Source organism: Ktedonobacter sp. SOSP1-85 (genome assembly GCF_016587415.1).
In the GTDB taxonomy this organism is placed as follows: domain Bacteria; phylum Chloroflexota; class Ktedonobacteria; order Ktedonobacterales; family Ktedonobacteraceae; genus Ktedonobacter.
This window is the reverse complement of sequence record NZ_BNJI01000001.1, coordinates 3,178,826-3,196,314: the sequence shown is the minus strand read 5'-3', so window position 1 is coordinate 3,196,314 and position 17,489 is coordinate 3,178,826. Positions and strand designations below refer to the sequence as shown.

The following is a 17,489-nucleotide window of genomic DNA, read 5'->3' as shown; positions in this document are numbered from 1 at the left end:
CTTGCATTTGAGTTGAGGCCAAAAAACTCTCGCTCGGGCTTGCTCTCCCCTGACTATTAAACCGTTGAACTGGACAATAAGGATGAAATAGAAGATAATATTTTTTGACAGGGGAAAAGAAGAATTTCTGCGTATTCCAGATGGTAGGAGCGGTAAACATTGGATATTATTAGCTTTTATCGCCATGAGCAGCTCCGGGTGCATGTGGCGCTACAAGAAGCGGTGCAAAAGCTCACGACCGATGAGTGGCACTTTCTGCTCCCGGGCGCGGGGAACCATATTGCCTTTACGTTCTTACACTGTATACGCACTGAGGATAATGTCTATCGTTTTATTCTCCAGGGTCGTCCACCCATCTGGAATGAAGATAAATGGCATGAGATCCTGCACCTTCCTGAGCGCCTTCAAGGTGCTAGCATGTCAATCGCCGACGCTCGGCGCATCTTTATCCATGAACCAGCTTCCCTGCTTCGATACGCCGAACAGGTCTGGCGAGATAGCGAGACCTATCTCTCTTCTATCCAGGATGGGGGGTCCGCGCTCGCCGACCGCATCATCCATGTCAACCCCCTGGGCAATATGTCCGCTCTCCAGGTCATTGGGCAGGTCTGTATCTCAGATCTCTTCATCCACCTGGGAGAGATACACACCTTGCTGGGCGCACAAGGGAAAAAAGTACGCCTGCTATAGCGACCTGCCAAAATTTTAATAAATTTTTGATATACTTGCACTTGACCCGTAATCTAAAATCTTTTATAAACAAAAGTGCAGGCAATGCTATGCCGTACGTTCCCAACCGTTTTGTGAGCAGAGAGGCACTATGACCATGCGTACCTGGAATTTTGGGGAGGCTTCTGTGTCGAAAAAGCAGAATACGTTGTTAAGGTCTGCCCGTCTGAAGAAGAGTTGGACACCCGAATTCGTAAGTGGGAAGGTGGGAGTGAGTCGCTACACCTATATTCGCTGGGAAGAAGGCTTGCAGGCTCCCCGCCTCACCTCCCTTCAGGCACTCTGCTCCATCTTTGAAATGTCACCTACTGAGCTTGGCTTCGCCGAACTACTCGAAGAACGTATGCGCTCACGCTCCTCGCTTAATGGCAAGACGACCCTACGACCACCCACTGACTCGCTAGAATTGCCAGCTATAGAGGGTCCCCAGGAACCTACGCTGACCGAAGCCCTGGCCATGTGGAGTATGGGCCTGGCCTCGTGCTGGCGCCTCTATATGATTGGGGGACAGAGCGAGCTTGAACGCCTCCTACCTACCTACCTGGCACAATTGACCGCACCAACGCTACATCCCGGTCCCGAACAGAGAAGCGCTGCCTCGCTTACCGCCCAGGTCTATCAGCTTATGGCCATGCTCGAACTCCAGCGTGGCGATTTTGTCTCAGCCCAGATGAATGGCACGCAGGCCGTAGTGTATAGCCAGCTCGCAAAAAATTGGAACTTGTACATCGCCTCGCAGTTGCGCATGGCCACGGTCTTTACACAGCGCAAGCGCATAGGTGCGGCCCTGGGGGCCTATAATGACGCCCTCAAGCGCATCAACACGATCAGCGAGACCATTTCGCCCCTACTTCATGGCTGGATCTTCGCAGGCCTGGCTGAGATTCAGGCCGCGATGAACCATGAGCAGGAGGCCATGCAGTTCCTGCGCCTGGCCATGGCCGTCTTCCCGGAGCACCCGGAAGAGGATGCTACCTTTGCCTATACATATTGTGATCGCTCGCTGCTCTACTACTACCAGGGGCATGTCTTCCTGCACCTGGGAGAGCCGCGCCTGGCCTGGGACGCCTTCGCCCAGGTTGATGAGCTTAAGCCGGCCCCCCCAGAGAGAACGCGTGCCGAATTTCTCAGGCTCAAAGCCTATACCTCACTTGTGCTGGGCAATATGGTACAAAGTTGCATCTACCTGGAGGCCGCGACACGCGCCGCGCAAGCTATTAGTAGTGATCTGATCCATAGCCAGATCTATGGCCTCTATGAGCATATGCTCTCGATCTGGGGTCAGGAGCCACGCGTGCGCTCTCTCGCCCATCTCTTCCAGAGCTAGCCCCTTATTCCGAAAACCAACATCACTTTCGTGACTAGCGCTCCCCCATTCGGGGACAAGCGCGCTCAGGTTTTCGGAGAAGAACTAGAAGTGCTTCTCAACCCAGGCCCGCGCCTCGCGTACCTCTTCATGGATGATGGTATGTCCAGTGTTATTCCAGTATGCCTGGACCTCGGCCCCCTGCTGCTCAAACAGGTTGATGAGTCTCTGAGTATTCTCACTGGGAATCAGCATATCGGAGCGGCCAGCAGCCACAAAGATTGAGCGATGCTGCAAATCCACCTGTGTCTCTGGCTCAAAGGGGAACATGGCATGCGAGAGATAGGCTCCTGCCAGGGCCTCGGGCCTGAGTAGGAGCATACTGGCGGCGATATTCGCCCCGTTGGAGAAGCCGACCGCGACCACCTGGTGCGCGTCAAAGGCGTATTCCTCGCTGGCCGCCTGGAGGAAGTCTGCCAGTTCTACAGTCCGCTGCTTCAGGTCATCGATATCGAAGACACCTTCGGCGAAGCGACGGAAGAAGCGCGGCATACCATTCTCCAGTACATTGCCGCGTGGACTCAGCAACGCGGAGCCAGGGCTGAGCATGCGCCCCAGGTTGAGCAGGTCGTTCTCATCGCCCCCCGTACCATGCAGCAGCAGGAGGGTGGGCTTATTGGCTTCCTGCGCGGGCTGAAAGTGGTGAATATAGTGTTGTAAGGCGTCTTTTGCCATGGTTTTGCCTCTTTTTAGTTGTCTATTCCGGTGTTACAGACTTCTCAGCGCCTACGGCGCTTCGCGAAATTTAGGATGTGTGGAATGGGGTTGCGTTCGCAACTCTATTCCACACCCTGACCCATATCTGCCAGCGGTTTGATTTCTGTCTTTTTATTTTAGCGGGCTTCGGTGCCGGTCCAGGGAATGGTGAGGGCGGGCAGCGCCTTCTCGAGTGCCGGACGATTGCTCTCCAGCCAGGTAGGGAGCTTGAGGTGCGTTCCCAGTTCGGCCACAGGTTCATCTACCGGGAAGCCGGGCTGGTCAGTCGCGATCTCGAAGAGGACCCCGCTCGGCTCTCTAAAGTAGATGGAGTGAAAGTAGTTGCGGTCGAGCACCTGAGTGACCTGCATCCCCTCGTCTGTCAGGGCCTGGCGCCACTGGAGCTGCTCTTCATCGTTCGCGGCGCGGAACGCTACGTGGTGAACGCTGCCTACTGCCTCCTGGCCTCGCGCCTGACCTGGCAGGTCCAGCAGGTCAACGATTGAGGCATTGCCACTCTGAGCGGCGATGAAGCGCGTGCGCTGTCCCTCCTGCTGCTGAAGCTTAAAGCCCATGACCTGGGTCAACAACTTCGCGCTTGACTCATAGCGTGCGGCCGCCAGGGTCACGCCATAGAAGCCACGAATTGCCTGCTCCGCCGGAACCGGACCTTGCCTCCAATAGATCTCTCGCTGCTCAATCCCTGGGGCCGCAACCAACTCAAGTTGCAAGCCATTAGGGTCTTCGAAGGAGAGCACCTGCTCCTCAAAGCGCTGCGCCGGCCCCTCAAAGGCGATATGGTGAGCGCGCAGCCGCTCCTGCCAGTAGTCCAGGGCCTGCGCTGGGATAGCGAAGGAGGTCGTAGCAACCTGGCCTGTGCCACGTCGCCCCCTGGGATATCCAGGCCAGGAGAAGAAGGTCATGATCGTGCCAGGATAGCCAACCTCGTCCCCATAATAGAGGTGGTAGGTCTCCGGCGAATCGAAGTTCACGGTCTTTTTGACAAAGCGTAAGCCAAGCAGGCCAGTGTAAAAGTCCAGGTTACGCTGTGGATCATCGGTGATCGCCGTCACATGATGGATGCCCGAGATAGCGTTTGCCATGGTGTATACCTCCAATGGTATGGTTAATCTTTTTCTTTATTGGTTTAGCAGGAAAGGGAAAATTTTGTGGGGAACTGGTTTCTTATTCCGCTCACCAACCCCCATTCGGGGCGCAGCGGCGCTTTCGCACCTAGCCTATCGGCTCAGGTGAGCGGAAAGGAAGCCCACGCCCCGGCAGGAGGGAGACCCTCCTGCACCTCCCCTCATTGCTTACTAAACAACATCAGTTAACACAATAATAGTAACTTATTTTTAGTTAGTTGTCAATAGCATAGTTGATGCGTGGTATGGAGTGTAGCGGCTGATGGCAGCTACACTCCGTACCACGCATCAACTAGCAAAAAGAGCCGCGACTTTGAATTGAGTCTCGGCTCCAGCGATGTGTAATGGACGCTCTAGTCAAGGGTAAGCGTCTGAGCTGGCGTTATTTCTTGGGGAGATTGACACCAAGGACCTGCTCGAGGCTAGTAACGCGGGTCGCGTTGGCAGGAGCATTGATGGTGACGGGATCATTAAACTTGCTCAAATCAAGGATAGAGTTCATATTGACCGTGAAGTCCTGGGTCGCGGAGTCACTGAAGAGCTTACCATCGGCCACCAGGTTAATCTTAAGCTGAGTGCGATGGACATAGTACTGCGACTCATCGATCCAAACGTCCAGGTTCGTCTTTACCGACTTGGTGCCATTAATGACTTTATCGACGTTCTGCTGGCTAACACCGAAGTAGCTGGCAACCTGGGGATTCTGCTTAAGAAGTTGGCGCAGGGCCTCTTTATCCAGCTCGGCACCCAGGTGGCGCAGTTGCTGCCCATTCACGTTCTCAGTGTGGTAATCCGTGATCTTTGAATTCTGGATCAGACCAAGCAGGCTATTCTGGTCCAGAGAGACAGTGGAGGGTAGAGGCAACTTGCCAGCCTCGGCCTGTAAGTCACTCTTGCTAATGACATACCACTTCCCATTTACCTGGAAGTAGACGTCATTGCCCTTTACAACCTGTTGCTCAGGGAAGCTCTGCCCCTGTGCACTCGCGGTGTACTGTACTTTGGCGTTATCGGTACCAGCCTGGTCGCCCTCACCATTTACGTTCGTACTGACGTTCTGAGGCTGAGTAGTTCCATTGCCTGTCGATACCTGTGGTACCTTGACGTCATCAGTCAGTTGCAACTTAAAGTGCGAAGACTTGAGTTGCTGCATGGCAGTCGAGCTTTTCTGCACAACCTCCAGGGGCGTGGTACTGGTAGTGCCTGTTCCCGTGGAACTCTGGCTACAGGCGCTCAGGAGCAGCATAAGCATGCTCACCAGTGCCAGAGCCATGCCAGAGCGCGTCCATAATTGCATCTTCTGTGACATTATATTTTCACCTCTATTTGCTTAAAGTATCTTGCTTAAATTACGTAGCATATTGATTGCTTTTAATACTCATAATACGGGGCAAAGGCCCGTTTTAGTTTCAAGGAGAAAAATAGCATATAGCGTGCATGTGAACTGGTGGATGAAGTCTGCCAGTTCACATGCACGCTATATCTCTCCTCTGGAGAAGCCTTCGTGCCTACGGCGCTCTGGGTAAGGGTGTCTGGTGTGAGGCTGGCGGAGCCAGCCTCACACCAGACACCCTTACCCAAGGCGAGCTTGCGAGCCAAAGCGATGCCAAGGAAGCTTTTGAAAAACCTTGCCTGAACATACCTATTCTCTATACATAGGTGCTTATCGATGGTAAGATATATGGTATAGTAAGAAAATTCATTTCTAACAAAAGCATCCTGATAAACGTTACTCCTTTTTGCAACGTTTGCAACAAATTGTGAACTAGTACGTATCTCTACTGTCGAAATATAGGATATAATACTACAAGCAATTGCTCTCTATTCCCAACCAGGCCCAGGACAGGATTTACAAGATATGAAACGAAGATTACCCACACAGCATACACAGCAGAAGCTGCGTTTCAGTTTCCTGGTCATGCTGGCAGTGAGTGCTCTAGTCTTCGCCACCTTCGGCAATACAAAGAGCGCACTAGCTGATAGCAAACCTGGAGGAAACATTTCTGATCCCGTTGTTCGCGCGGTGGATGTTGCCAAGCCGGCAGTGGTACGTATTATCACTACCCTAACCTCGCATGTAACGGTCCATTTCGCCAGTGGAGACGTGAAATTTCCCCAGGGTGGCGATGGTTATATCGCACAACTCTCGGGTAGTGGCACATTTATTACCTCCAATGGAGATGTGTTGACCGCCGACCACGTTGTCAATCCGCCCAAGGATGATTCGCTCGTCCAGTATATTAATAAGCAGGCTGCCAATGACGTCGCGGCATATCTGACCCAAAAGGGAAAAGCGACGACCGCCAGTGACGCGGAACAGCAGCTCGATAGCGGCGCCTTGCGGTCGGACGCAAATATTGACCAGACACAGAGCGAGGTCTTTCTAAGCACCGACTATACGGGAAGCCTGACAGCATCCAATTTTAATAGTGTGCCCTCCTATATTCATGCCAGTGTCGATAAGATCGAGCAACAGAGTTCGCTGGACCAGCGCGACCTGGCAATTGTGCACGCGGACTTCCAGGACACCCCCAGTGTTCAGCTCGGCAACTCCTCCTCAGTTCAGCAGCAGGACGAGCTAACGATCATTGGTTTCCCCGGCAACGGCGATGTCAGCAACCGTCCAACGGACCTGCTTACCTCCTCCGTCAATAAGATCTCGGTAAGCTCAATCAAGACCACGGATAGCGGGGCGCCCGTCATCCAGGTCGGAGGAAATGTCGAGCATGGAGATAGTGGTGGCCCGGCCCTGGATAACAATGGTCGCGTCGTGGGGGTCGTCAGCTTTGGCCTCTCCAGCCCCAATTCGCCAGGCAGCACAACCTTCCTTCAGGCCAGTAGTGGCGCCACTGATATGGCCCAGAGCCTGGGCCTGAATACAGCGCCCGGCTCTTTCCAGAAGCTCTGGCAGCAGTCCTTTGACGCTTATGCCTCTCAGGATACAGGCCACTGGCACAAAGCGCAGACGCTCTTTGATCAACTGCAAACCAAGTATCCAAACTTCAAGTCGGTTGAGCAATACGCAAGCTATGCGCGTACACAGGCCAACAGCGAGAGCCAGAATGGTTCAACGCCCAGCAAGTCAGGCAATCAGCTTATCAATACTTCCTCCATTTCCTGGGGACTCATCCTGGCGGTCATTGCGATTCTGGCAATTGTGGCCCTGCTCTTCTTTACCATCTCCGCCCGTAGCAGGAATAAGAGGCAGGCGGCAGTTGCAGGTTACCCTGGCAATCCTGGTCAACCAGTCTATCCGAGCCAGCCTGGGGCGTTCGCTAATAGCCACCCAGGTGCCACGCCGGGACCCTTCCCGCCGACGCCTGGCGCGTTTAATACCCCAAGCGGTTATGACGATGGCATGGCGGCCTTTGGCGCGCCTGCACGTCCATCGTCGTCTTATCCTGCTCCCTCCCCTATGCCTCCACAGCCAGGCTTTGGGGGCCAGCCGTCGTCATTTATGGCACAGCCTGGGCCTACGCCCCTGGCGACGCCATATCCAAATAATTCCCCAGTGACGACACAGATCTGGCCCTGTGGGCACGCCAACCGCCCCGAGGCACGTTTCTGTAGCATCTGTGGTGAATCTGCCCCCCAGCCACCCACAGTGCGACGTCCAGTCGAACAGTAAACACCCTAACAAGCCAGAAGGAGCGCCAGGCGAGATTGCCTGGCGCTCCTTTTTGGGGTGCAGGAAAAGCGTAGTGAATTGAGGAGTCATGCAGATTGAGAGTCTTATTTCAGGCAGAATTTAGGAGAGAGGTGTATCTCTTCGGGTAGATAATCGTTGATGTATTGTAATAGGCGTGATAGCAACCCGTCTCTACAGACAAGGTCGTATAGATTGAATAACACCCGGATCGCTATCCAGATTCATAACAGGGAGGTTCCATGACCAGCAGCAGAACCATGCCAGACACGCGATATAGTAGTCCCCCTAAAGAGCCGGAACCTATACGCACGTCCCGCGCCCTGGCGTTATTGCCGCTACGCCTCTTTCTGGGTGTCACTTTTCTGTATGCAGGTATGCAAAAACTGACCGATCCAAACTTCTTGCGGCCAGGAAATCCAGACTTCATCGGCCAGCAGATTCTCACGTTCGCGCAAACATCGCCACTGAGTACATTGTTGCTCCAGGTAGCGGAGCCACACGCGATTCTCTCTGGCCAGGTCATCGCCTATGGCGAGCTGGCGCTTGGCCTGGGGGCCCTGCTGGGACTCCTACTGCGGCCAGCCTCCTTCTTTGGTTTGCTGCTCAACATCTTACTCTGGCTCAGCGCCTCCTGGAGTGTCTACCCCTACTTCTATGGCTCTGACATCGTCTTTGCCTGCTGCTGGCTCGTGCTCCTGCTCAACGGTCCACACGGTACCGGTCTGCCAACGCTTGATGAGGTCTTCTTTACGCCGGTGCTCATGCGGCGTAAGGCGCAGAGGAGAGAGTCGGCGGCGCGCACATTCTCTCTCTTGCTGGGCCTTCCGCTTGCACCAGCCCTGACTAGAACAGCATATTCACAGGTGAACACGATAACCAGGCGAGGCTTCCTCTGGGGAGCCCTGGCGGGTGGCATAAGTGTGGCTGTCATGGCGACCCTGGGCAATCTGCTCCAGGCGAGCCGCCAGGCGAATGTTTCCATTGCCAATCAGGTGACACCTACTGTTAGCACGCCCCCTGGCAGTACGGCGACGGCAACCAGTGTTGGGAGTCCTTCTAATGGGGCAATTGCACGTGTAAGCGATGTACAGCTTAATAGCGCGCTTCCCTTCATTGACGCAGGAAGTGGGCAGAATGCCTTATTAATTCATCTCGATAGTAATCAGTTTGTAGCCTATAGTGCGCGCTGCACCCATGCAGGCTGTACCGTTAGCTACGATAGTGATAGTAAGCTGATAGTCTGTCCCTGTCACGGCGCCAGTTATGATCCCGCTAAGCAGGCCGAGGTCGTTCGTCCGCCGGCCCGTCGCCCTCTTGCCTCGATTCCCATTCATGTTGATAGCGCTACCGGCGAGATCCTACCCGGCTAAAGCTAGCCATAATGTTTCAATGTTTCACGTGAAACATTGAAGAAGCGAGAAAAAAGGTCGGGCCTCTGAACTAGAGACTCAACCTTTTTTCTCGCTTCTTGTTTTACGCACCCATGACGTTGTAGCCGGCGTCGACGTAGAGCGTCTCACCGGTGATGGCACGGGCCAGGTTGCTGGAGAGGAAGAGGGCGGTATCGCCAACCTCGCTCTGCTCGATGTTGCGGCGCAGAGGCGCGATCTCGGCCACGTGGTTACGGAAACCAGTCAGGCCAGAGACGCCACGCGCAGCCAGTGTATTGAGCGGACCAGCCGAGATGGTGTTGACGCGAATGTTGTGCTCGCCCAGCTCATAGGCCAGGTAGCGCGTGCTGCACTCCAGCGCGGCCTTGGCCACGGCCATGACATTATACTTGGGCATGACACGCTGGCTGGCCATGTAGGTCAGGCTGGTGATGCTGCCACCATTCTGCTGCATCAATGGCACGGCGCGCTTGGCCATAGCGACCAGGGAGTAGGCGCTGATATCCAGCGCGGTATGGAAGCCCTCACGCGTGGTCTGGACAAAGGGATTCTCCAGTTCAGAGGGAGGCGCGAAGGCCACGGCATGAATCAGGATATCCAGGCTACCACCGAAGATCTCTCCGGCTTTAGCAAAAGCGCTATCTAGCTCCTCATCGCTCTGCACATCGCAGGGGATAACCTCGGTACCGGGAATCTTGGCCGCCAGCTCGCGCACATACTTCTCCATGCGCTCCTGATACGTAAATACCAGCTGCGCGCCCTCGCCAGCCAGCGACTGTGCGATGGCCCAGGCAATCGAACGATGGTTAGCGACGCCGAAAATCAGCGCCTTTTTTCCTTCCAATAGAGGCATATGCTCTATCTCCTCTCGCAAATAGCTATCTAACCCCATGTGCAACTTTTTGGTGTCACACCTCGCGCCTACGGCGCTCGCCGGGGTAGTGGGTGTGGTGCAGTGTGGCGGCTTACGACCGCCACACTGCACCACACCCACTACCCCAAATAACGTGTACATCGGGTTAGCTAGAACCAAATCTCTATAAGTTCTTGCAGCGATGTGACACGCCTGGTGTAACAGTAACGCTGTCAAGTAGAGGGGGTGTATTAGCGCGTGGCGGGAAAGCCATAGCTCATCCAGCCGTGCATGCCGTGCGCCAGATTATAGACCTTCTGGAAGCCCAGGAGGCGCGCGATCTCGGAGGCCGAGGCACTGCGACGACCAGAGGCGCACACAAAAATGACATCTTCATCCTGGGGGAGATTCTGCTCTGCCAGCGCCTTGCCAAAGGCGTAGATGCCATCGATGGGAACCAGAGTAGCCTGGGCTATGTGGCCGCCATTCCACTCATCCAATTGACGAACATCAATGACATGTGCGCCTGCTTCGATTAAGCGTTTGGCCTCTTCGGCGTCAATCTCGCTATAGGGAAGCTGCTCTTCCTCTTCGTACATAGTTGATCACTCCTTAAGGCTCCAACCATCCAGGACAGCTTGAGCCATGTTTTACAGCCAATGTGCAACAGCATTGAGTTGGGGGACGACGCTACTAAAGTACGCGTCTACATATGGGGCCTTATATGTAGACGCGTACTTTAGTAGCGTCGGGCAGCCACAGTGCTACACTTTACCGTTCTCGAACTCTTCCAACCAGACCTTTCCCATGAGGGTGGGAGAGATAATATATTCATCGCCAACGAATGCCATCGTTAACAGTCCCTGATCCTCCATCTCGCGAAAGTCATCTGTTACCAGATACTGGTCGCGCAACAGGCGTGAGACATCGCTCTCAGGCAACTGTTTCCAGGTTTGCAATACACGTAAGACCGCCGCATAACGCGGCCTGTTATCGTCTACAGCTCGCATAAACCTTCACAAGCTCCCTCATCGTTTTCTCTGGCATCCTTGCACAGCGTACGCAACGGCATTAACATGCCTCCACATGCGCACTGCTCACAGTGTAACAAATCCGCCTGTACTGAGCAAGTCGGTATTACAAGTCTATGATCTGTATGCCCGCGTCCTAAGTCGGCATTACAAGTCTATGATCTGTATGCCCGCGTCCTAAGTCGGTATTACAAGTCTATGTTCAATATGCCCGCGTCCTAAGTCTATATTCTAGCCTATATTCGCTTGAACGACAGCATGATATACTGTAGCCGTCAGCACGCAGAAGCAGCAGAAACGCAAGCGTTCTTGTGAACTATAGAAGGAGAACATGGTATGGTGCTTGATCCTTCCCAGTCCGCGCACACGATACGCGCGGATACAGTGATTCGCAATATTGGTCAACTGGTAACAGTGGCTCAGGAACCACTTCCCGGCGCTAGTGGTCCCCTTCAGGTGATCGACCACGCGCTGGTGAGTATTAGTCAGGGGCGTATCACCTGGATTGGGCGCGAGGGCGAGGAGGAGCCGCAATTTCAATCCGCCACTACAGAAGAAGATATCGCCATCATTGATGCCGAAGGTGCGGTCATCACGCCCGGCTTTGTAGATTCCCACACCCACCTCGTCTTCGCGGGCGACCGCGCCCAGGAGTTTCACCTACGGCGCGCCGGGACCAGCTATGGTGAACTCCTCGCGCGTGGTCAGGGCATTTTAACTACCATGAACGCCACCCGCTCTGCCGACGAAGAGACGCTGTTAGGCCTGGCGCAGGAGCGCCTGCGCAGCCTGAGTGGACATGGCACCACAACCGTCGAGATCAAGACTGGCTATGGCCTGAATCCAGAGTCTGAAGAGCAGTGCCTTCACATCATCAATAAACTGAACGCCACAGACACAAACACCTTGCCCGCATTGAATGAGGTCCGCGTCGTACCGACCTTTCTGGGTGCGCACAGCGTTCCCCCTGAGTATCGCGAGCGACGCGAGGCATATGTAGAGCTCGTCATAGAGGAGATGCTGCCCCGCTTCGTGGGGCTCGCCCGCTTCTGCGATGTCTTCTGTGAGCGCGAGGCCTTCACTCTCGACGAGAGCCAGCGTATCCTCACACGCGCCAAAGAGCTAGGCTACCTGCTCAAACTGCATGCCGACCAGCTCAGCCCCTCGGGCGGCTCACGTCTCGCCGCTGAACTAGGAGCGGTCTCCGCCGACCATCTCGACCATGCCAGCGACGAGGACCTGGAGGCCATGCGCGAAGCTGGCGTCGTCGCCACCCTCCTGCCAGGCTGCTCCTATACGCTGCGCTCGCCTTATCCCACAGCACGTCGCTTTCTCGATCACGGCCTGCACGTGGCCCTGGCGACCGACTTCAATCCCGGTACTTCCTACTGCGAGAACATGCAGATGATCCTGGACCTGGCCATGTCATCCATGGGTATGTCGCTAGAGGAGGCGCTGACGGCAGCCACCATCAACGGAGCGCGCGCCCTCGCCCTGCAAGACGAGATCGGCAGCATCGAAGTTGGCAAACAATGCGAACTCGCCCTCTGGTCCATCCAGGATTACCACGAGATCGGCTACCACTTCGGCACCAACCTCGTGCGCACCACCCTCGTGAAACGCTAATAAAGGGAATGTTTCACGTGAAACGTCATGTCGCAACGAGATCAATGTTTCACGTGAAACATTGCAGACTGAATATTTGTTGAGGGAACAGAGCCTTGGGAAATCGAGCGAACTATGTGCTCATTGAAAATGGGCAGAAACAAATCTTCTATTCGCAATTTGGTGCGATTACAATCCCTGCTGTATTACTAGCAGGGCCAGAAGATACGTTGAAGTACATCCTTAAACTTGAGCCTACTGAGTACCTTATGAATAATATTTGGGCAGAGGGTGGTATTCTCTATAAAGCCGATGAACGGCGAGTAATGTTCTGGGGCGGAGATACTATCGCAGCCTATCCTTATCTGCGTCGCCCGCTCCTGAAATTATTACCAACTCTCTGGCAGGGATGGTCTATTGATTGGGCTATGCATGGTATTGCTGATCTAGCTTATGCCCTTAATTGGGATGTCTGGAAAGTTTTAGAAGATGATTTTGATGATACCGACTTTTTGCAAGGCCATGGCGCAGTCGTCACAGAAGCCCAACTGATGGACTCACTACTGGCAGATGGTGCAAAATCACATATCACTATCCGCCAAAAAATGGAGAGGTACGCGATTATTTCTTTTCAGCTCATTCCTCTCTCGGAGAAGCCTTCTTCTCACCAGAGCCTTACAAAGTGCTCTCTCCAGGTCTCCAACTAATCACATTTCTAGATGCTCAATCTACCGCTCCACTCCCCCTCGAAGGTAGCGAGCAGGAACCAGATAAGGGTGAGCTTATCGATGAGGAAACGCACACCCTCTGGGTTTGGGATAACGAACTTGACCCACGCTATCAGGAGGCTATTGCTCGCCGCTGGCCGGGCTGGCAAGTGAAGGTCTGATTCGTCACGTTCAGCTCTCAGGAAGGAACGCCACCCCACTTATGCTTCCAGCAGAGCAGGTAAACCAGAAACTACTGCATGCACTCGTCGATTTTCAGGGCTTTGATCCTGACAGATTAGCCCATGCCATACGTCAGGCACTCCCAGAGGAGGAACAGCAAAATATAAAATTTGCCCCTGGCTTTTTCAAGGCAACACACCACCCCTAACCTCTCAGGAGAGGCACGCAATCTTACTAGATTTATTGGCCAATCTGGGCAGCAACTCAGATACTTAACAATTTGATCACAACATCTCTGCCTACCAATGTTTCACGTGAAACATGAGGGATCAGTCATTCTCCTCTCACAAAGCCATGGTCGCTACTGACATAGGGTTGTCACTCTGTTCATCTATACTTCCTGCGTTGGAACACATTATTGGATAAAATCGAAGAAAGGAACGTCTCTATGAATCGTAGTCAGCGTCTCGCCAAAGCCCAGGAATTTACCTGGTTGCATGCCCGGCTCCTTGAGCGCAATCTGTTCACCTACCTCTTCAGCAATGGCAGCAAGGAGCCTGTACTTGCTGCCCTCCAAGCTTACCAGAATGAGGACGGGGGCTTTGGTAACGCGCTAGAACCAGATAAGCGCTGCCCAGATAGTCAACCTCAGGATGTCGAGATTGCTCTGCATATTCTAGATGCTATCAACACTATGGATGATCGCATGGTTACACGCGCCTGTGATTACCTGGCTACTATTACCACCCCTGAGGGCGGTGTACCGTTCGCCCTGCCATCAGTCAATGCCTATCCCCATGCCCCCTGGTGGACGGTCGACGCCGACCCACCTGCCTCGCTCAATCCTACAGCGGCGCTGGTGGGCCTGCTACTCAAGCATGGCGTCCAGCATCCCTGGATCGAGACCGCGTCCGCATTTTGCTGGCGAGAGATCGAGATTCTAGATTCAACCGACTTCCACACGTTAATGCCCACTATCACATTCCTTGAACATATCTCTGACCGGGAGCGCGCTGAGCATGAGCTACAGCGTATCGCCACGCGCCTGGCACAGCCCGGCGTCATTGAACTCGATCCCCATGCCCAGGGTTATGTACAGAAGCCGCTAGACTGGGCGCCAAACCCGCGCAGCTTCTGCCGCCGCCTGTTCACCAATGACATCATCGAGAGACACCTGGCTGCTCTCGCTGAGCGCCAACGCGACGACGGTGGCTGGCCTATCGCCTGGGATCCTATTAGCTCGACGGTCGAGAACGAATGGCGGGGTCGCGTTACCATAGAGGCCCTACGCACCCTGGATGCGTACGAAAGCGTTAACTCACATTGATGCCCTTCAGTAACGTGCGCTACTTGCGTACGCGCCTACGCTGTTGTTGCTGACGAACAGAAGGCACACTTATGTTTCTGGCAAAACCCCGTGTAGGCGCGTACGTAAGTAGCGCTTTCTCCTGGCGTATGCACCTACTGTCGGGTTGTTTAGAGTTTGATGTTTCACGTGAAACATTGGGTGGTATTGAACAGCGTTCCCGAAATTCCATGTTGGAATGGGAACGCTGTCGTGTTTTTTCGGGAGCAATTGTATAAGCTAACAACCCTCCGCTTGCTTTCTAGAGGGAGAGATAAGTATACTGGTAGTGTCTTACAAGGAGGTTTTTTTTCATGACTTTCGCAACATGGTGGCGGAGAGATTCCCTACCCGATCTCTCGCCTCTCCCAACATTCTCCGCTCGTCTCTCAACAGATATAGAAGAAATCGCGCGCCTTACCAATCACTCCCCACAGGTCATTATCACCTGTTTGCAGACGGGCAATCGGTCTTATCTGGCTTTTATGGACGATACGCCAGTCGCCTATGGTTGGGTGGCAACGCAAGAGGGAAGTATTTCCGACCTTCAGTTGTCCTTCGCCATACCCCCTGAAAATTGCTACCTCTATAGTTTCCTTACAGTTCCAGAGTGGCGTGGTCATGGCATCTATCCTCATCTGCTCCAGGCTATCATTCGCCAGGAAGAGCAGCTTCAGCGCTTTTGGATTGGCTACCTGCCCAACAATGCAGCATCGGGGCGCGGTATCGAGAAAGCAGGCTTTCACATTGTGAGCGATCTCGTTGTCTCTCAGGGTCACGTCTCTGGCATCACGCTTTTCGAGTCGAGTGAGCAAGCCCAGGCGAGCGCCGATCTCTTCCGTCTCCCCGTGGTAACTGAAGCGCCAAAAGTCAGTTCAGACAAGTGATCACAATTTTTCTACCACATTAACATGGTCAACATCGGTTCTCATGTTTCACGTGAAACATTGTGAAGATGTGAACCCCAACGAGCGCTACTTGGACGTGATGTGATAGGAGGGATGTTTCACGTGAAACATCCCTCCTGCCGTGTAAGCATACATGCATTTACGAGCAGGCTTACTTCTGCTATCATCTAAGGAGAACATACATTTTTACAAAGGCAGACTGGCAATGAGGCCGGAAAGGATTATCTTCTATGACGAAGCATAAGACCAGGCAGAAACACACTACAATGAAAAATAATCAGTCACTTATGGCTCAGACCACGCCTCTTTCTTCAGTAGATATCGTTCACATTACTGGCGAGGCCCTTACCCCCTCTGAGGTTATAGGAGTGGCGCGCCGCGCCATACCCGTACAACTTGAAGAGACGGCGATTGTGCGCATTCAGGCTGCGCGCGATGTTGTTGAAGCGGCGGCGGCTGAGGGACGCAAGGTCTATGGTGTGACCACCGGCTTTGGCCACTTGAGCAGCGTGCGCATTCCCCAGGATCAGCTGGTTCAGCTTCAGCATAATCTGCTGCGCAGTCACGCGGCTGGCGTGGGCGAGCCGTTGAGTGAAGATGTGACGCGGGCAATGGCCCTACTACTCGCCGCCAGTCTCGCGCGCGGCAACTCTGGTGTGCGCGTCGAGGTTGTGCAGCAGTTGCTGGCACTGCTTAATCATGGCATTACTCCGGTCGTGCCATCGCGCGGCTCGGTGGGTGCAAGTGGTGACCTGGCCCCCCTCGCGCACCTGGCCCTGGTCTTGATTGGTGAGGGCGAGGCACTCTATAAAGGAGAGAAGATCTCCGGCGGCGAGGCCCTGCGCCAGGCTGGACTTGAGCCACTGACACTCCAGGCGAAAGAGGGGCTGGCCCTGATCAATGGCACTCACCTGATGGAGGCCATCGCCATTCTGGCCCTGGATGATGCGCGCACGCTGGTCGAGAGCGCAGAAGTGGCCTGCGCGATGAGCATTGAGGCATTGATGGGTAGCCATGTACCGCTGGACCCACGCATCCATCGCCGCCGAGGCCAGTATGGTCAGCAGGTGACGGCAACACGCCTGCGCCAGTTGCTGCATGATAGCGAGATTCGCCAAAGCCATGAGCATTGTCTGCGTGTACAGGACCCCTATACCCTGCGTTGTGCGCCCCAGGTCATTGGTGCGGTGCGCGACGCATTAGACTACTGCCAGCAAATCTTTGAGCGCGAGCTAAACGCCGTCACCGACAATCCCCTGATCTTCCCCGAGGATGGAGACATCCTGAGTGGAGGCAACTTCCACGGTCAGCCCCTGGCCCTGGCCCTCGATACCCTGGCCATTGCCCTGACCCAGCTCGCCAGTTTCTCTGAGCGCCGCGTCTATAATCTGATGGGTCCCCATGAGTGGGACACCAATGGCGCGCCCCTCTTCCTCACACCCAATCCGGGCCTCAACTCGGGCTTTATGATTGTACAGTACGCGGCGGCAGCCCTGGTCAATGAGATCAAGGTTCTGGCCCATCCCGCCAGCATCGATTCAATACCCACCTCGGCTGGCATGGAGGACTTTGTGAGCATGGGTGTGACCAGTGCCCATAAGCTCCTGCGCCTGCTCGAGCTGGCGCGCCAGGTGATCGCGATTGAGTTACTCAGCGCGGCCCAGATGCTGGAGTTCCGTCTCCCACTCAAGCCGGGCGCAGGTGTTCAACAGGCCTATGACCATGTGCGTCGCTATGTCGCCAAGCTTGAGGAGGATCGCGTGATGGCTCCCGATATCGCCATCATCGCCCAGGCCCTACAAGAAGGCGTCTTTGCCTTCCCTGTAGAGGGCTAAGCTTTTTCATCAAAGAGAGGCGATGTTTCACGTGAAACATCGCCTC

Annotated in this window: 17 protein-coding genes; 11 read left to right on the top strand and 6 right to left on the bottom strand. The window is 54.4% G+C overall.

Features of this window, described 5'->3' with window-relative positions; all coding sequences use genetic code 11:
• Positions 1-159: 159 nt before the first annotated feature.
• Positions 160-690, top strand: a complete 531-nt coding sequence (locus KTE_RS13370; protein WP_201381645.1) for a DinB family protein — start codon at positions 160-162, stop codon at positions 688-690.
• Positions 691-856: 166 nt separating this feature from the next.
• Positions 857-2,056, top strand: coding sequence for a helix-turn-helix transcriptional regulator (locus KTE_RS13365; RefSeq protein WP_201381643.1), 1,200 nt, complete (start codon positions 857-859; stop codon positions 2,054-2,056).
• Between the two features lie 84 nt (positions 2,057-2,140).
• Here KTE_RS13365 and KTE_RS13360 read toward each other — a convergent pair whose 3' ends face one another.
• The 3 genes from KTE_RS13360 to KTE_RS13350 form a co-directional block, all read right to left on the bottom strand.
• On the bottom strand, positions 2,141-2,770 hold the full coding sequence (locus KTE_RS13360; RefSeq protein WP_201381641.1) for an alpha/beta hydrolase: 630 nt from the start codon (positions 2,768-2,770) through the stop codon (positions 2,141-2,143).
• 158 nt (positions 2,771-2,928) lie between these two features.
• Positions 2,929-3,894, bottom strand: coding sequence for a ring-cleaving dioxygenase (locus KTE_RS13355; RefSeq protein ID WP_236600381.1), 966 nt, complete (start codon positions 3,892-3,894; stop codon positions 2,929-2,931).
• 424 nt (positions 3,895-4,318) lie between these two features.
• Positions 4,319-5,245 (bottom strand): DUF6612 family protein, encoded by a 927-nt coding sequence (locus KTE_RS13350; protein ID WP_201381640.1) that lies wholly within the window; start codon positions 5,243-5,245, stop codon positions 4,319-4,321.
• Positions 5,246-5,794: 549 nt separating this feature from the next.
• Between KTE_RS13350 and KTE_RS13345 the strand changes: the two genes are divergently transcribed.
• Positions 5,795-7,564, top strand: a complete 1,770-nt coding sequence (locus KTE_RS13345) for a trypsin-like peptidase domain-containing protein (RefSeq protein ID WP_201381639.1) — start codon at positions 5,795-5,797, stop codon at positions 7,562-7,564.
• Positions 7,565-7,824: 260 nt separating this feature from the next.
• Positions 7,825-8,955: a ubiquinol-cytochrome c reductase iron-sulfur subunit gene (locus tag KTE_RS13340; protein ID WP_201381638.1), complete on the top strand. Its 1,131-nt coding sequence runs from the start codon at positions 7,825-7,827 to the stop codon at positions 8,953-8,955.
• A gap of 103 nt (positions 8,956-9,058) precedes the next feature.
• Here the strand turns inward: KTE_RS13340 and KTE_RS13335 are convergent, their stop codons facing one another.
• The 3 genes from KTE_RS13335 to KTE_RS13325 all read right to left on the bottom strand — a co-directional run bounded on the left by KTE_RS13335 (position 9,059) and on the right by KTE_RS13325 (position 10,839).
• On the bottom strand, positions 9,059-9,829 hold the full coding sequence (locus KTE_RS13335; protein WP_201381636.1) for an enoyl-ACP reductase: 771 nt from the start codon (positions 9,827-9,829) through the stop codon (positions 9,059-9,061).
• Positions 9,830-10,080: 251 nt separating this feature from the next.
• Complete coding sequence (locus KTE_RS13330) at positions 10,081-10,428, bottom strand: rhodanese-like domain-containing protein (RefSeq protein ID WP_201381634.1); 348 nt, start codon at positions 10,426-10,428, stop codon at positions 10,081-10,083.
• Between the two features lie 165 nt (positions 10,429-10,593).
• Complete coding sequence (locus tag KTE_RS13325) at positions 10,594-10,839, bottom strand: hypothetical protein (RefSeq protein ID WP_007913175.1); 246 nt, start codon at positions 10,837-10,839, stop codon at positions 10,594-10,596.
• Between the two features lie 357 nt (positions 10,840-11,196).
• On the opposite strand from KTE_RS13325, the gene hutI reads away from it, so the two are divergent.
• From hutI to hutH, 7 genes are all read left to right on the top strand, one after another.
• The gene (hutI, locus tag KTE_RS13320) at positions 11,197-12,486 is read left to right on the top strand and encodes an imidazolonepropionase (RefSeq protein WP_201381632.1); all 1,290 of its coding nucleotides are present in this window, start codon (positions 11,197-11,199) and stop codon (positions 12,484-12,486) included.
• A 95-nt stretch (positions 12,487-12,581) separates the two neighbouring features.
• Entirely contained in the window at positions 12,582-13,172 is a 591-nt protein-coding gene (locus KTE_RS13315) for a hypothetical protein (RefSeq protein ID WP_201381630.1), read from the top strand.
• The gene (locus KTE_RS13310; protein ID WP_201381628.1) at positions 13,148-13,354 is read left to right on the top strand and encodes a hypothetical protein; all 207 of its coding nucleotides are present in this window, start codon (positions 13,148-13,150) and stop codon (positions 13,352-13,354) included. The genes KTE_RS13315 and KTE_RS13310 overlap by 25 nt, the downstream gene beginning before the upstream one ends.
• Before the next feature lie 41 nt (positions 13,355-13,395).
• Positions 13,396-13,563 carry a hypothetical protein gene (locus KTE_RS13305; protein ID WP_201381626.1) on the top strand — a complete coding sequence of 56 codons (168 nt, stop codon included), beginning with the start codon at positions 13,396-13,398 and terminating at the stop codon, positions 13,561-13,563.
• A 240-nt stretch (positions 13,564-13,803) separates the two neighbouring features.
• Complete coding sequence (locus tag KTE_RS13300) at positions 13,804-14,682, top strand: hypothetical protein (protein WP_201381624.1); 879 nt, start codon at positions 13,804-13,806, stop codon at positions 14,680-14,682.
• Positions 14,683-15,014: 332 nt separating this feature from the next.
• Positions 15,015-15,587: a GNAT family N-acetyltransferase gene (locus KTE_RS13295; RefSeq protein ID WP_201381623.1), complete on the top strand. Its 573-nt coding sequence runs from the start codon at positions 15,015-15,017 to the stop codon at positions 15,585-15,587.
• Between the two features lie 251 nt (positions 15,588-15,838).
• On the top strand, positions 15,839-17,443 hold the full coding sequence (gene hutH / locus KTE_RS13290; protein WP_201381620.1) for a histidine ammonia-lyase: 1,605 nt from the start codon (positions 15,839-15,841) through the stop codon (positions 17,441-17,443).
• Positions 17,444-17,489: the final 46 nt, after the last annotated feature.

Bases quoted from the DNA above. Each gene is read 5' to 3' on its own strand.
- KTE_RS13360 (WP_201381641.1), bottom strand. From the start codon at position 2,770: ATGGCAAAAGACGCCTTACAACACTATATTCACCACTTTCAGCCCGCG.
- KTE_RS13355 (WP_236600381.1), bottom strand. From the start codon at position 3,894: ATGGCAAACGCTATCTCGGGCATCCATCATGTGACGGCGATCACCGAT.
- KTE_RS13350 (WP_201381640.1), bottom strand. From the start codon at position 5,245: ATGTCACAGAAGATGCAATTATGGACGCGCTCTGGCATGGCTCTGGCA.
- KTE_RS13345 (WP_201381639.1), top strand. From the start codon at position 5,795: ATGAAACGAAGATTACCCACACAGCATACACAGCAGAAGCTGCGTTTC.
- KTE_RS13340 (WP_201381638.1), top strand. From the start codon at position 7,825: ATGACCAGCAGCAGAACCATGCCAGACACGCGATATAGTAGTCCCCCT.
- KTE_RS13335 (WP_201381636.1), bottom strand. From the start codon at position 9,829: ATGCCTCTATTGGAAGGAAAAAAGGCGCTGATTTTCGGCGTCGCTAAC.
- KTE_RS13330 (WP_201381634.1), bottom strand. From the start codon at position 10,428: ATGTACGAAGAGGAAGAGCAGCTTCCCTATAGCGAGATTGACGCCGAA.
- KTE_RS13325 (WP_007913175.1), bottom strand. From the start codon at position 10,839: ATGCGAGCTGTAGACGATAACAGGCCGCGTTATGCGGCGGTCTTACGT.
- hutI (WP_201381632.1), top strand. From the start codon at position 11,197: ATGGTGCTTGATCCTTCCCAGTCCGCGCACACGATACGCGCGGATACA.
- KTE_RS13305 (WP_201381626.1), top strand. From the start codon at position 13,396: ATGCTTCCAGCAGAGCAGGTAAACCAGAAACTACTGCATGCACTCGTC.
- KTE_RS13300 (WP_201381624.1), top strand. From the start codon at position 13,804: ATGAATCGTAGTCAGCGTCTCGCCAAAGCCCAGGAATTTACCTGGTTG.
- KTE_RS13295 (WP_201381623.1), top strand. From the start codon at position 15,015: ATGACTTTCGCAACATGGTGGCGGAGAGATTCCCTACCCGATCTCTCG.
- hutH (WP_201381620.1), top strand. From the start codon at position 15,839: ATGACGAAGCATAAGACCAGGCAGAAACACACTACAATGAAAAATAAT.